The 13,453-nt window shown below is 40.3% G+C and carries 15 protein-coding genes and 1 pseudogene; 15 read left to right on the top strand and 1 reads right to left on the bottom strand.

All coding sequences use genetic code 11. The annotated features are described in order from the left end of the window. Nucleotides 1-69: 69 nt before the first annotated feature. The gene (locus ACETMN_RS07955) at nt 70-609 is read left to right on the top strand and encodes a hypothetical protein (protein ID WP_192134407.1); all 540 of its coding nucleotides are present in this window, start codon (nt 70-72) and stop codon (nt 607-609) included. A gap of 211 nt (nt 610-820) precedes the next feature. Next, entirely contained in the window at nt 821-1,405 is a 585-nt protein-coding gene (locus ACETMN_RS07960) for a chloramphenicol phosphotransferase CPT family protein (RefSeq protein ID WP_411735976.1), read from the top strand. Nucleotides 1,406-1,447: 42 nt separating this feature from the next. On the opposite strand, the gene ACETMN_RS07965 is transcribed toward ACETMN_RS07960, so the two are convergent. After that, nucleotides 1,448-1,813 (bottom strand): hypothetical protein, encoded by a 366-nt coding sequence (locus ACETMN_RS07965; RefSeq protein WP_411735977.1) that lies wholly within the window; start codon nt 1,811-1,813, stop codon nt 1,448-1,450. A 168-nt stretch (nt 1,814-1,981) separates the two neighbouring features. On the opposite strand from ACETMN_RS07965, the gene ACETMN_RS07970 reads away from it, so the two are divergent. The 13 genes and pseudogenes from ACETMN_RS07970 (at nt 1,982) to ACETMN_RS08030 (ending at nt 12,154) form a co-directional block, all read left to right on the top strand. Further along, complete coding sequence (locus tag ACETMN_RS07970; protein WP_411735978.1) at nt 1,982-2,275, top strand: hypothetical protein; 294 nt, start codon at nt 1,982-1,984, stop codon at nt 2,273-2,275. Between the two features lie 137 nt (nt 2,276-2,412). Beyond that, nucleotides 2,413-3,453 (top strand): ABC transporter substrate-binding protein, encoded by a 1,041-nt coding sequence (locus tag ACETMN_RS07975; RefSeq protein ID WP_411735979.1) that lies wholly within the window; start codon nt 2,413-2,415, stop codon nt 3,451-3,453. Nucleotide 3,454: 1 nt separating this feature from the next. Continuing rightward, on the top strand, nt 3,455-4,231 hold the full coding sequence (locus ACETMN_RS07980; RefSeq protein ID WP_411735980.1) for a (2Fe-2S)-binding protein: 777 nt from the start codon (nt 3,455-3,457) through the stop codon (nt 4,229-4,231). A 44-nt stretch (nt 4,232-4,275) separates the two neighbouring features. Continuing rightward, nucleotides 4,276-5,997: a helix-turn-helix domain-containing protein gene (locus ACETMN_RS07985; protein ID WP_411735981.1), complete on the top strand. Its 1,722-nt coding sequence runs from the start codon at nt 4,276-4,278 to the stop codon at nt 5,995-5,997. A gap of 153 nt (nt 5,998-6,150) precedes the next feature. Continuing rightward, nucleotides 6,151-6,573 carry a hypothetical protein gene (locus ACETMN_RS07990; protein WP_091015133.1) on the top strand — a complete coding sequence of 141 codons (423 nt, stop codon included), beginning with the start codon at nt 6,151-6,153 and terminating at the stop codon, nt 6,571-6,573. A 306-nt stretch (nt 6,574-6,879) separates the two neighbouring features. Next, nucleotides 6,880-7,138, top strand: a pseudogene (locus tag ACETMN_RS07995) (hypothetical protein). A gap of 168 nt (nt 7,139-7,306) precedes the next feature. Then, entirely contained in the window at nt 7,307-7,615 is a 309-nt protein-coding gene (locus tag ACETMN_RS08000; RefSeq protein WP_179198458.1) for a hypothetical protein, read from the top strand. A 253-nt stretch (nt 7,616-7,868) separates the two neighbouring features. After that, entirely contained in the window at nt 7,869-8,198 is a 330-nt protein-coding gene (locus ACETMN_RS08005) for a hypothetical protein (RefSeq protein WP_143786491.1), read from the top strand. A gap of 61 nt (nt 8,199-8,259) precedes the next feature. Next, entirely contained in the window at nt 8,260-8,709 is a 450-nt protein-coding gene (locus ACETMN_RS08010; RefSeq protein ID WP_411735982.1) for a DUF4279 domain-containing protein, read from the top strand. Nucleotides 8,710-8,802: 93 nt separating this feature from the next. After that, on the top strand, nt 8,803-9,033 hold the full coding sequence (locus ACETMN_RS08015) for a hypothetical protein (RefSeq protein ID WP_091015128.1): 231 nt from the start codon (nt 8,803-8,805) through the stop codon (nt 9,031-9,033). Between the two features lie 88 nt (nt 9,034-9,121). After that, nucleotides 9,122-9,757 (top strand): AAA family ATPase, encoded by a 636-nt coding sequence (locus tag ACETMN_RS08020; protein ID WP_091015126.1) that lies wholly within the window; start codon nt 9,122-9,124, stop codon nt 9,755-9,757. A 106-nt stretch (nt 9,758-9,863) separates the two neighbouring features. Continuing rightward, on the top strand, nt 9,864-10,238 hold the full coding sequence (locus tag ACETMN_RS08025) for a hypothetical protein (protein WP_091015125.1): 375 nt from the start codon (nt 9,864-9,866) through the stop codon (nt 10,236-10,238). Between the two features lie 113 nt (nt 10,239-10,351). Then, the gene (locus ACETMN_RS08030) at nt 10,352-12,154 is read left to right on the top strand and encodes a serine hydrolase domain-containing protein (RefSeq protein WP_091015123.1); all 1,803 of its coding nucleotides are present in this window, start codon (nt 10,352-10,354) and stop codon (nt 12,152-12,154) included. Nucleotides 12,155-13,453 lie beyond the last annotated feature (1,299 nt).

Consider the following 13,453-nt stretch of genomic DNA (forward strand, 5'->3'; position numbering starts at 1 on the left):
TAGTTAAACGGAGAAATTCTAAGCGCTTAAGGTCAATTGGAATATTCTACCCAACAAGGAGTTACTGGTATGAAGATAGAACCGAATAAAGAGTTTGCTTGTAAGATGGGTATTATGCTCGATAGTAAATTAATCTGGTACAAACACTTTCATCCTTTTTGTGATGACATTATCCTTGAGTACACGAACCCGCCGTTCTGGATCATAGAACTAGCCACGGTGCGTTATCAAGGCAGCGCTATTGAAATCGTTAACAAATATATTCACTCAGAACCTTGTATTACTTACTACAATAGTAAACTTTTCGATCAATACATTGCTTGTTTGTACATAAAGTACGACAGAAGAGAAATATCCTGGGCCAGCTTTCTGCTGGAGTCTGGCCAGTATGCTGACAGTTGTGAAGCTGTGAAAGAGCCTTGTGAATATTTCTTTGAATTATTGACTGAATATGAAGCCGAAGAATTTAACATTGAGGTTGAACATAAACAAAGAGAAGAAATATGGGGTAAGTTTCGGGGCGAAATTCATGAAATGCAGGAGCTCTATGATGTGTTTAGGGAGTATTTTAAACAATATACTATGAAGGAAAGAGAAGCATCAAAATAAAATTTGCATTATGATTTTGTTGAAAAAGTGATTCATCGGACACGTAAATCACTGACAAGGAAGAAATAGAGACCTATTTATTCGATTTTGCTTCTAGGATGTATAACAGCTTATAAGGGAAGGCCTCATGACATGGGATCAAATGAGTTGAAATTTTTATTGTTATGTGATCTGAATTGCAGCACTAATTTTATAGATAAGGGTGATCGATATGGAACGAGGACTCATTATATTTTTGAACGGAACGTCAAGTTCGGGGAAGACAAGCATTGCGATGGAAATGAAAAATCAGGGAGACATTCCGTTTCATCATCTATCTGTAGATCAATTTCTGCATAATTATGATCAATTTATCGACAATACATATCCAGATATGAAACCAACAAGAGAAGTGGAACACCATGTGATGACCGATATCCTGTTCGCCCCCATCAATTCGTTGTACTGTGCAACCATTAAACTGTTTTCGGAGATGGGTCTGAATGTCATCGTGGATACGGTCATCAGCAATGACAAGTGGTTTAACGATTTTTATGAGTTACTATTGGATTATCCGATACTGTTTGTAGGCGTGCAGTGCTCGAAAGAAGAACTCACCAGAAGAGAGCAGAGCAGGGGAGATCGCGAGGTTGGACTTGCCCATTCTCAGTTCGACTACATCTACTCTTATGATGAATATGATCTGGAAGTCAATACGGAAGAGCTTAGCTCAGCTGCATGTGCGGATAAGATATTAAGTTATATCAAGTCTGATCAGGAATACTCGGCATTTAAGAAGTTAAGCAGAAGAGACTGAAGCTGTTTGCGTCAGATCATATGATATCCATTCCAATGAAAGTTAGGGGTCCGGCCAAATCTTTTTCTTAGCGTTGCCAGGACCTAATAAGTAGATTTCATCAACATTCCCATAAGTATTAGAAAATGAAATTGTGAAGTCTTTACTACCACCGATAGGAAGTTTACTGCCTTTAATCTGAATGTAAAGTGAATTGTTATGATGTGAAAGGTAGTAGCCATGATATCTGCTAATACTGTCTGCAAATCCACCTTGTATAGTAATAAGCTCAGGAGAAACTTCAGTTCTCGTAACCATTGTCTCGTCAGGATCGATAACCTTGTTCAACATATAAAATCCAATGATAATAGGAACAACGACAATAATAACTGCGCTAACAATAATGCCATACTTCATGCTTGGTCGCATACTCGTTATTCACCTCCATAATTAGAGGATAGGAATCGATGTCTCAATACTCAATGGGCATCGATTCCTTGTGTTCGATAAGAACAGAATTCTACGTTTAGCAATAGGAGGCTCATTTGAATAATATACTAATTCATTTTTTTGTATAGAGATAGGGGGAGGTTACGGATGAAAACTAAAGCTATGAATCCAGAAGACCATATCCAACATATGTTGCAGGTGATCATCGAAAAAACACAATCCATCATTAAGGATAGCAATAAACAATCCTTCGGCTCACTGGAATATTTCCTGGGACATATTGTAGAGTATCGCGATGTAAAGCAATACCTGACAGATGAGTGGCATATTCGCACACCACGCTGGCTAGGGGAGTATGGAAATACACCGGAGGAAGAAGAGCTTCTTTCAGACATCTACCGACTGCAAGCCTATATCACTGAAACATTAAAGGGCGGATAAATGGCTTGCGATGTCGCATTAGTCCGGCTGAAATGTCGCAAAAGTACATGGTAACCCGATACGGAGATCGTATATACTCTCTTTATGTTTCGATAATGAAAATCATTATCAGTATTATACATAAGGGGGATTCACAAATGAAACAAGGAACAAAGGGGCAAGCGGCTGGTAACAAAGCCTATGCTGCTCACAAATCAAGATTATTCATGGGCTTGATGTTGGCCCTTATTCTTGTATTGACAGCTTGCGGTGCTGCAACAGGTACAGATAGCGGTAAGCAATCTGTAGCAACGCCAGCAGAGACACCTGCGAATGCGGAAACGCAGACGGACGGAGCTTTTCCCGTAACGATCAAGGGTATGAAGGGTGACATCACTCTAAACGAAAAACCACAGAAAATTGCAGTGCTTGATGTTAAGTTTCTGGATCAGATGTTAGCGGTTGGCGAGAAGCCAGCAGGTAGTGTTATCGCTGGAGGCAACACTGATTTCCCAGAATACTTAGGCGATCAACCGAGTGGCGTACAGGTTCTGGGTACACGGGACGAGCCTAACCTGGAAGCGATTGTTGCACTCGACCCGGATCTGATCATCATGACCGACTTCCAGGAGAAACAGTATGAAAGTGTAAGCAAAATTGCACCTACCCTCGTACTTGACTTCTACGAAGACTGGCGTGATACGTTAGCTACAGTAGCTCAGATTACAGACAAGCAGGACGAGGCAGAGAAAGTGCGTACAGCGTATGAAGACAAAATTGCCGGGCTGAAGACACAATTGTCAGAGAAGCTGGGCGATGAAACGGTGGCGATCATTCGTCCACGAAAAGAAGGCATTCGTGTTCACGGTATTGAGCATCGCATCGGCGGTATTATGTACAATGACTTGGGACTGAAGATGCCTGCTTTGGTGCAGGAGATTAATGAAGATGGTTCCGTTGAAATTTCCATGGAGAAGGTTCCTGACATTGGAGCAGATCGTTATTTTGTGCTGTCGGATGAACTGTTTGCGGCAGAGGCAGAAGCTATGGTGAGTAATCCCGTGTGGAAGTCCCTGGATGCTGTGAAAAATAACCGCACGTATGACGTAAACTCAACACTGTGGATTGCATACTACGGACCGCTTGCAATTAATCTGATTGTAGATCAGGCAGCAGAAGCCCTGCTCGGATCGAACTAATATGAACCGATATCTCTCGACAGACTTATGGAAAGAGACGGTAGAGGATTATTCGATTTTGCTTGGTGAGCCGCCTGAACATAGTGTCCGTACCATTGCTTTGAGTGAGTTGCATGACGAAGAGGCGTGTCGAGAGTATATCCACTGGTTTCAGAACTATATCGATGCGCCTGACATGAAAGTCGCAGCCTCCATGCTAGCCAAGCGGCTTGGCTATCTATGGACGACTCCGCTCGTGACCGCGATGACGTTTCATCATCAGCATGTAACCTTTCAGCTGGAGAACAGCTTTCTCTATCATCCAAAGCTCGAAGAACATGAGGAGGGTACACGGTTTCCTTTTCTAGCGGTGAACGAGCTTCAGGCTGAAGAACTGACTGGAGACAGGAACGTTTGGCGGGAAAAAGCGGTTCAGGAGATGTTTGCGGTACAGCTGACACCTCTGTTAAAGACACTTGCTGCGATTGCACCCCTTTCGATGAGCATTCTCTGGGAGAATATTATGGTACGGATTGGCCGACTATTCGCTCCTGATGAAGGCGAGACAGAGCAGGAAAGTAAGATCATTCGAGAGGACTTTTCCTATCTAACACAGGTGGCATCCGGGGAGGTATTTGGTGAGAGGAAGAATCCGTTAACCCGCTTCACCGATTGTAAGGACAATGTGCATGTTGCCAAAAGTGAGCGGATCACCTGCTGTTTCTATTACCAGATGTCAGGGGAATATTGTCTCAAATGTCCGAAAATTGACAATGAGAAAGAATCTCAATTAAAATGACAACAGCAACAATTTACCTATGCGATTGTCAGGAGATGAGAGAAATGCCGCTGCAAGAACAGACAAGTCTATGGAGTGATACGACGATCAAGATGATCGACGGATATAGTGGTACTTTGCAGACTGGCAGTGTTCTTCACGAAACCGAATTAATTTCAAATGTGTTACTGCTGGCGGTAGGCGGGGAAGGGGAGCTTGCAATGAATGGTGAAGTTTGCCACATTGGAGCTTCTTTTGCTTGTCATGTGGCGAAGGGAACATCCTTTACACTGACGGCCAGATCAGACGAACTTTATTATATCGTGATTAGGTATAAGGCTTCTTCCATGGAAGGAGCCTCCCATGCGTTGCCCTCGTATCGCAAACACCCGCTGCAAACTTCGTTTATTCAGAACCCTGTGACTCAGGCAGAATGGATTCAGAATGCGGAAAAAATCGTTGCCAAATGGCGTCGCGGTGAAGGGCTGGAGCGTTTTCATGCCAATGCGTTGCTCCAGGGGATGATCTACGAACTGATCATGGAGTATGAACGTGGTCAAGGCGGAGCAGAGTCCGACATGGTGGATGTTGTCGTGTCCTATATATCATCGCATTATCGCCACAATCTGGAACTGAAAGAGCTGGCAGCCCTCGCTGGATGCAGCGTAAGGCAGTTGCAGCGACGATTCAAACAAGAGAAGCAGCTCGGGCCGATGGAGTACGTCATCCAGTTGCGGATGGAGAATGCATCGCGAATGTTGCTCCATACAGATGCTTCCATTGGGGAAATTGCTGACAAAATGGGTTACCGAGACATGTATTATTTCAGCAGGGCGTTTAAGAAATATTATGGCGTTCCTCCACTGCGTTACAGACTAGCTGCCACTTCGGAAACAGATGAAAAGTATGCTCAAGCCTTACTGCGGAATCGCACAGCTTCTTCATACGAGTCGGCCCAAGGTCCGGTGATCTGCCATATGCGAGGTGAATATCAAGTTACTGAATCACCGCAGCGGATCGCCGTATTGGATGTTCAATATGCCGACCATTTGCTCGCGCTTGGATTATCTCCAGCAGGAAGTGTAGGATCGGGAAGTGCGGTGGTTAATTTCCCTCAATACATCCGGGCAGGACTTCAAGGTACCGAATTACTTGGGACGTATGAGTACCCTGATCTGCTTGCTGTAGAACGATTGTCGCCGGATCTGATTATCTGTACCGAGGTACATGATCAACATGTTGAACGGTTAAGCCGAATTGCTCCAGTAATCATGTTCAAGCGTAATGAGAGCTGGCAGACCATCCTGAGTTTGTTCGGTGAACTGACAGGCAAGCGGGCAGTGGCCAAACAAATACTTGCGGATTATCATCGACGTACTGCTTTGCTGTCTGAAGAACTGGCTCCGGTACTGGCAGGTAAAAGTGTAGCCCTGATCCGTCCGCTCGACTCTCTCGTTCGGGTTCACTCTGCTGCTCATCGTACAGGTGCTGTGTTATATCGTGATCTGGGTCTGCCTGTCCCGTTATTTGTATCCGATACCGCCGACACGGCCTATCATATCTCGGTTGATAGACTACCGGCTGTACAAGCCAGTCATTACTTTTTGCTGAGTAATGAGCTTATGCAGGATGGCATATCCGCGACAGAGCAAAGTGTCTGGGGAATGCTTGATACAGATGAGCATCAGCATATACACTCGGTAGATGCTGCGACATGGATTGGGTGCTATGGGCCGATGGGGATTAACGGGATTGTGGATCAGATTGAGCAGGCGTTGTTGGGGTGAGGGGGAGTTCCGCTGTGACTCCTCCTATTTTACATATGGGGGGCAAATTTATCTGATTTAACCTTTATAAAATGAGTTTTTTAATTTTAATTTTTGTTAAAATGTGGAACAATTTAAATGCGAAAATCGTTTAATGATTAAGGGGGGAATATGATGAAAAAATATTTACTCTCCACCTTAATTTGTGCTTCGTTGTTGACTTTGTTTCTTAGCGCATGTCAGAGTTCTAGTCAGTCCGATCAGGTGGAAGTAAGCAAAGAACCAAAAGAATTAGAAACCTTCTATCCCGGGGATATTACACAGGTTGATTCTATTAGAATGATGAGCAGTGATGGCACTAAAAAAACAACTACAGATCAAGCACTAATTAAGGAATGGATTGAAAAGGTTCGCCACTTAAAAATCGTAATTGATCCTGACCAAGAAGATACAACGGGGGTTTTGTTCTATGTCACTATGTTTGAGCAGGGGAAAAAAATGTTAAATATGACGCCTACCACTATGAATAATCAGCGGATGGAGCCGCAATCGGAATTAGCAGACCGAATGACAGAGCTTTACGATACTGTAAAATAAGGTGATAATCGCTGGTTGTGAACTAGGAAAAGCTAACATTTAAGCACAATGAAAAGCAACGCTCGTTTAAAAAGACGGGGCGTTGTTTTCTTTACTCATCTAAGGTTGACAATTTTCAATTTTTTTTTAATTCTAAACTCCTTTAAATACTTCTGTGGCATAAGCGATTTATGAGTTGCTGCCTAGAAAAGGTGAGACTAAACCCTAATGATACTCGCTTGTCGCCGAGCTGTTAATTAATTTGACTAATCTATATGTTAAAATGATAGAAAGTTGAACCACTACGAATAACAGGAGGTATGACACATGAAATGGCAAGAAGTTAGAGAACTTTTCCCTGACCAATTTGTTCTGGTTTCTATCATTCATTATCATGAGGAAGATAACAAAAAAAATCGTAGATGTGGTTGCACCAATTCGCACCGTATCAGAAGAAGATGCGAATAAAGAGTTTTTTCGAGTAGAGCCTGGTAACGTTGTATATCATACTTCGAATCAAGACTTTGTGATTCATCTCCGTAAAGATCCATTAATGAGAGTGAGACGTAATACGAATGAAAATTAACTATGATGGTCAGCTAATCACAACGTCACTTACCGTTACATTTAGAGGAAGAACATAAAGATAGATGATGTCATAACAAAATATTATTATAGACTTGAAGAGATTAGAGTTACATAACTGAATTTTGAAAATCTTGATATACGTCCAAGGTAAAAGGAGAGAATGTAAATGAACAACATAAATTCTCATAATTGCAACCTAAATATAAGTTATGACCTGCCTGATGAGGTATGGGCTAAAGTTGCTAAAGTATATGAGCGTATGCCAGGGTGGATCGGTTATAAAAGTGGAATTCCATATTGGTTTGGAACTGAAGAGGATGATGTATTTATTGAAGCATCCGTTGAGCCTAGTGGGTTATCCTTTTATGCGCAGATGAATAGCGAGGATTGGGCTTCTTGGATAGAAGCATTTAAGTTGGAAGCGTCAAAAGTGTTGGGCTTTGATGTTGGTGAACCTGAAGATGGATATGTGTGATAAATGTTATTTAATTGTGGATGTCCACGGTAAGGGAGGATGATGACATCGGTGTCTGGATGTATTGGTCCCAATTATCAATGGTAAGCTTATTCAGTGGAATGATAATTCAACCAAGCTGCGTAAATTCTATAGTGAAGCATTTAAGATGGAGGATCTAAACCAATAAAATGATCTAAAAAGGATAAAAAAAATGATAAACTCTATTAGCATTGATGAACGGAACGGGACCACATTTAATGAAGAGATCGTTATGAATCCTACATGGCTAGACAGTTTGCGTTTTTTGAAAAAACTCGACGGAGATAAATTTACATTAGTTTTTTTGGAGGTTTCAGACACAGATTCAGCATTAGTTGGAGGCGGACCGGAATATTTTGTTGTGTCTATTACAATGGATGATAATATATATACGCTTATGAACGACAAGCAGGGAAACGGTGAAATTTCTTTAGTGATTGGTGGTCAGTTAGGCAATTATTCCGATAATATTTGTATAGAATTAATGCCCATACTCGAAGTACTAAAGTATTTTTATGAAACTGGTAAACTACACGAATCACATCAATGGAAACAAGAATAATATGTGAAATTGTATTAAAAGAGTTGGAGTAGGTGAGATCCACACATCAATTCTCAAAGAGGTGAAACTACTGAAAGACAAAACTGAAGTAATGGCTTATTTTAGCTTGTTTGGAGATGAATTCGATCCGAATTATGTAAGTTCAATACTTAAAATTGAACCTACGAATACGGCTTACAAAGGCGATATAATTAACAAAAAGCATCGAATAAAAGAAACATCATGGACATTAGGTACGGAGTATGAAGAATCATTAGATGTAAATCACCAATTAACAAAAGTAGTCGATTTATTAAAAAATAAAGTGAAAGAAATCAATTCAATCCGGATTGAACATCGATTATTTACGAAATTTTTCATTGTAATAAGAATAGAAGAGGGCAAAACTCCTGCTCTTTATTTCGATTCTGATTTTATTGAATTCGTTAATATGATTCATGCTGAGATTGATGTGGATTTGTATACAAATTCATATAATGAAGAATTGGAACAAGAAATATACGAATCTTAAGGCTCATCATCGGATAACAAAGTGTTTATGTTGTGGGGCAGGCTTCCTTTTTGCTGTAAATAGTGGTGTTTCCTTAAAGGAGGATCTTACATAATGAGAAAACGGCATTCTATTGAAAAAGCGGAGTGGTCAGAAACAAGAGAGAACCAGTATCACAAGGAATGCAAGGATATTGTATTTTTATTTGGCGATAGACTCATCGAAGTGGATGGCACGGTTTATTTGAAGCGAAAAGAAGTACAAATGAAGGTGATAAAACCTCTTAAACGAAAAACATTTTGGTATGAAACATGGCTGAAGATCAAAGAAATCTACAATGCATAGTCTAATATGAAATTCAACATGATCACTTAAGAGCCAGTGAAGGTTGATTAATCATTTTGTGAGTAATATCTGGAGGTAATATATTTCAATGACGATAATTTGTCTCGAAGGTGCCAGTTCTGTAGGTAAAAGTACGACTTGTCAGCAGTTCGCTACACAATATGATGCATATATTGTTCAAGAAACAGGGTTCCTTTTTGAATCTCCTCAACTTGAAGGTAAGGAACTTATGATGTGGTTGCTGGAGAGACAAATCGATAGATGGCATATAGCATATGAGAAGAATCAACAACATGAGTATGTGATTTTGGATGGCGATGTATTTAAGATGTGGTACAGCTGGATATATGGTTATGAGCATCTATCTTTAGATGAAACAGCGAACTTTTTTAGAAAGAAATTATTGGAGAATGAAATATCATTACTGGATGCTTATGTACTATTCTGGGCGGAAGAAGATGAACTGCGCAAGCGAAAGGAGATGGATCAGACAAGATCCAGAAGAAATTTTGATAAACACCTACGCATGATTGAACCTCAAATGAGATACTTCCATTACCTTAATGAACTGGTACCAGGATATGTGGGAATTCATAAAGCTGAGTCTATAGCAGATAATGTACATCATATTGTAAAGCATAGCGAGACATTACCGGACATAAAAAAACGAGAGATCGAGATCTTTGATAGAGTAATTGATTTCTACAAAAGTACTACTCTTTAAACTCCGTATGGTATTTGATATAAGATCCCAAAGCTACTCTAACTGTGTCTTGGTTAAATGACCAAATACTGCGATCAAAAGAAAAAAGAAATATGCGAGGTGAGTTATGGGCGTAAGAAAAAAATATAAACGTAAAATCGTTCGCTCCAATCGATTGTTTTATTGGTATGTTGATCCGGATATTGACGACGAAGGGATAATCAAATTACATATCGTTTCTGAGGATAAGAAGTTAATCGTCACTTATGAAGTGGGACAACACAGTATTAAGAACAAGCCCCCATTTATAGTCATCATCGGAGAAGAATTCGAAGGCTGGACAACAGAATATATAGGATACAGAAGAGTACTAACACCGCAATGGAGCGATGAGATCATCACGCCAAAGTTGATAGGAGAAATGATTGATTGGTGCCTCTTGAAAGACAAAGAGATAAACATCGTTAATTGGAAAGGTGAACTTCCGCGACCTATTTCTTGAATGGAGTGTAATTGCATTTGAGAATAATTTAGATTCATGTGGACTCATTTGAAAACGCATACGTTAGAACAAGAATATGTAATTAACATTTTAATATAAAAGGAGAGAAGCTAATGCAGATGAATCGAGGACATCACACGGTAAACAAGGTAATCGCTAGTGTTCTTTCATACATATTTATCATTATGGCAATAGCAGTACCTGCCCACGCTGATGAGAAACAGGTTGAGACTACACCATCCAGGATTCCTTTATCCAATTTAGAGGAAACGATTGATGCGTATGTTGCCTCGTATGAGAAGTATACTGCTGCCGTTTCGGTTGTGGCTATCAAAGACGGTGAAACCATTGTGAATAAGGCATATGGTTACGCGGATATTGAGAATCAGCGAAAGGCAGATACCTCTACTGTGTTTGAATGGGCTTCCATCTCGAAACTGTTGGTTTATACAAGTGTGATGCAGCTTGTCGAACAAGGTAAGCTCGATTTGGAGACCGATATCAGAGAATACCTGCCAGAGGGATTCTTCAAAAAGCTCAAATACGATGAACCGATTACCCTACTGAACCTGATGCATCACAATGCGGGTTGGGAAGATCAGACAGTCACGGAAGTGTATTATTACGACGAGAATGAAAATGTTGATTTGGGAGACACGCTACGTAAAAATGAGCCGAAACAAATCTATAAACCGAATAGCATCGTGGGTTATTCGAACTACGGCATTGGTCTAGCTGGTTACATCGTGGAAGAGATAAGTGGACAACCTTTTTATGAATATGTTAATCAACATATTTTCAAACCGCTTCATATGAACGACACTACGGTTCATCCAACGGGGCGAGATCGTCCAGACCTAGTACAGAGAAGGAATGAGATTGAAGGGTATACAAAAGATTTGAAACTAATCCCTGAGAACAGAGTATACGTAACGTTTTATCCTACAGGTGCAGCGATGGGGACAGCAGAAGATTTAGGGAAATTCCTTGCAGCGTTGATGCCAGTAGATGATAGCAATGTATTATTTAAGAACAGGGATACGTTGAACGAAATGTTATCAACAAGTCTCTATTATGAGGGGACCTCTACTCCGCGATTTGCGCATGGGTTCGTTGAGATGGAATATTGGGTGCCTACACTGATGCATGAGGGGAATCTGAAAGGGTTCTCCAGCAAACTTGTCTTTGATCCCGAATCTAAATTTGGGATGGTGGTCATGACAAACCAGTCTTTTGAAGAAATTTATTATTATGGGCTTATCAAAGAGATTTTTGGCGATAACGTAAATTCTAATATTATTACTTCAGAGGGGGGAGGATATTTTCAATCCGCACGACGACCTGCCGCTAGATTTACCGATTTATTCAGACAGCTTGATATAACGAAATTTTCAAAAGCTGATCTAGCAAAATCTTATAATGTTGTCGAGCATAATGGTATTGTGGAGAAAATTTCAGTCACTCCTTATATTGATTACTTGCCTGTATCGAATTTAAAGGTAAACTTGATTAAGATATCTCTTATTCCTGTCATACTAGCCATTCTTTTCAGTGTGACAGCTTTGCTCGTCTATTTTATCCGGATGCTACTACTTTACAAACGAAATAAACGAGGAAATCCTCGGATAGATTTGAATAAATATCATCTTGCAATTAATGTTGCAGGTGCGCTACTTCCTCTTAACCTTTTAGTCATACACACAAGACTTCCAAATTATCCCGCTCATTCTTCGATACGCATCAATTTAATGTTTAACCTACTTTATGTGGTTCTGGCAGTCGCGTATCTTGGCTTGCTTATTTACAAACTGCGGAAGAACAGTTACAGCAAAAAGCAAAAGGTGATGTACATCATGTCTGGCATCTCGGCTTTCATCTTGGCTGCTTTTGTTGTGGGATGGAATTTATATGTTTAGACTGGCAAACGCTCAATATAGATATTCAAAGCATTGCCAATGGCTCGCGGATGACTTCTATATATCAGTGATAATAAGTGTGGTTAGCTAAAAGGAGTAAAGACAGTAGCTCCTTATTGGGGACTACTGTCTTTGTGTTAGTGCGCCCTTTGGCAACGTGTGCCTCGGCATATTGAAGGAGATCAAGATCATCCTATTTTTTTTTACTCTCAAAATAAATATTTTAAAGAAACTGTAAATGACCACTAGAATATTCAATAATAATAGACCTATATATCCATCCGTTAATTTTGTTCTTTCAATCCACTTATTCACTAACTCTCCAGAGAGAGCTTGTTTTCCTAAATATTTATCTATATCATTTTGATTTATTTCATCCCTATATATAAGTGGAAACTCCATGCTGTTGGATGAAGCAGCTAGCGGCGGATAGAACTCTACCCATTTCTGACCAGCCCATCGATCATACTTATAATGAAAGTCTACGCTGGATTCAAGATTATCCCACCTCAGAAAACCCAATATGATTAGAATACAAAGTGTGATGACGCTAATTATTAGCTTCTTGAAAATCAAATAAACACCGTCCTTATGTTGTACTACTAATTATACAGTTTCATATGAAAACAACTTCATTATCCATTATATTTTATCAGTATTTTCCGTTATTTGTAAGTGTGTTGTTTCATTACGAATGAAATGCTAGTAAGTAAACAACCAGTGGAGCAAAGAACAGTTGCAGAAGGCGTAAAAGTTACGAGGGTGCAGTATATTTTTCTGGGCTTCGTAGTAGGTGAAGTTGTGCGTCTGTGTTGCAGCGGTTAGATATTGAAAGGCAAACACTCATCGTGAGACAGGGAAAGGGGCAAAAGGATCAGGGACGCTTCTTTCAAATCTCGCTAGGGATTTTGTGCAGAAATGCATAGGTGAATATACATCCAATCGTTGGTTGTTTCCGGGGCAATCTTCTAATCGTATTTTACCAAGCGGAGTGTGCAGAAGGTTTTCAAAGAAGCAAGTCGACGTGCAGAAATTGTGAAATAGGTAAGTATACATGTCCTGAGACACTCTTTTGGTACTCATTGCTGGAAAACGGGATAGACCTAAGCTACATTCGGGTGCTACTTGAGTCATATGAGCGCACGAACAACCCAGAGATTACGCGCATGTTAGTACGAAAAATATTCAGCGTATTCAAATTCCACTGGATCGTATGTCATGGGGGATCAAATACTCTGCTAAATCGTCCTTTTCCACGGATGTTTATCTTCGCAAATATAATAACATGAGTTATCATAT

The sequence above is a fragment of the Paenibacillus sp. M2 genome (assembly GCF_046713495.1).
Classification (GTDB): domain Bacteria; phylum Bacillota; class Bacilli; order Paenibacillales; family Paenibacillaceae; genus Paenibacillus; species Paenibacillus amylolyticus_B.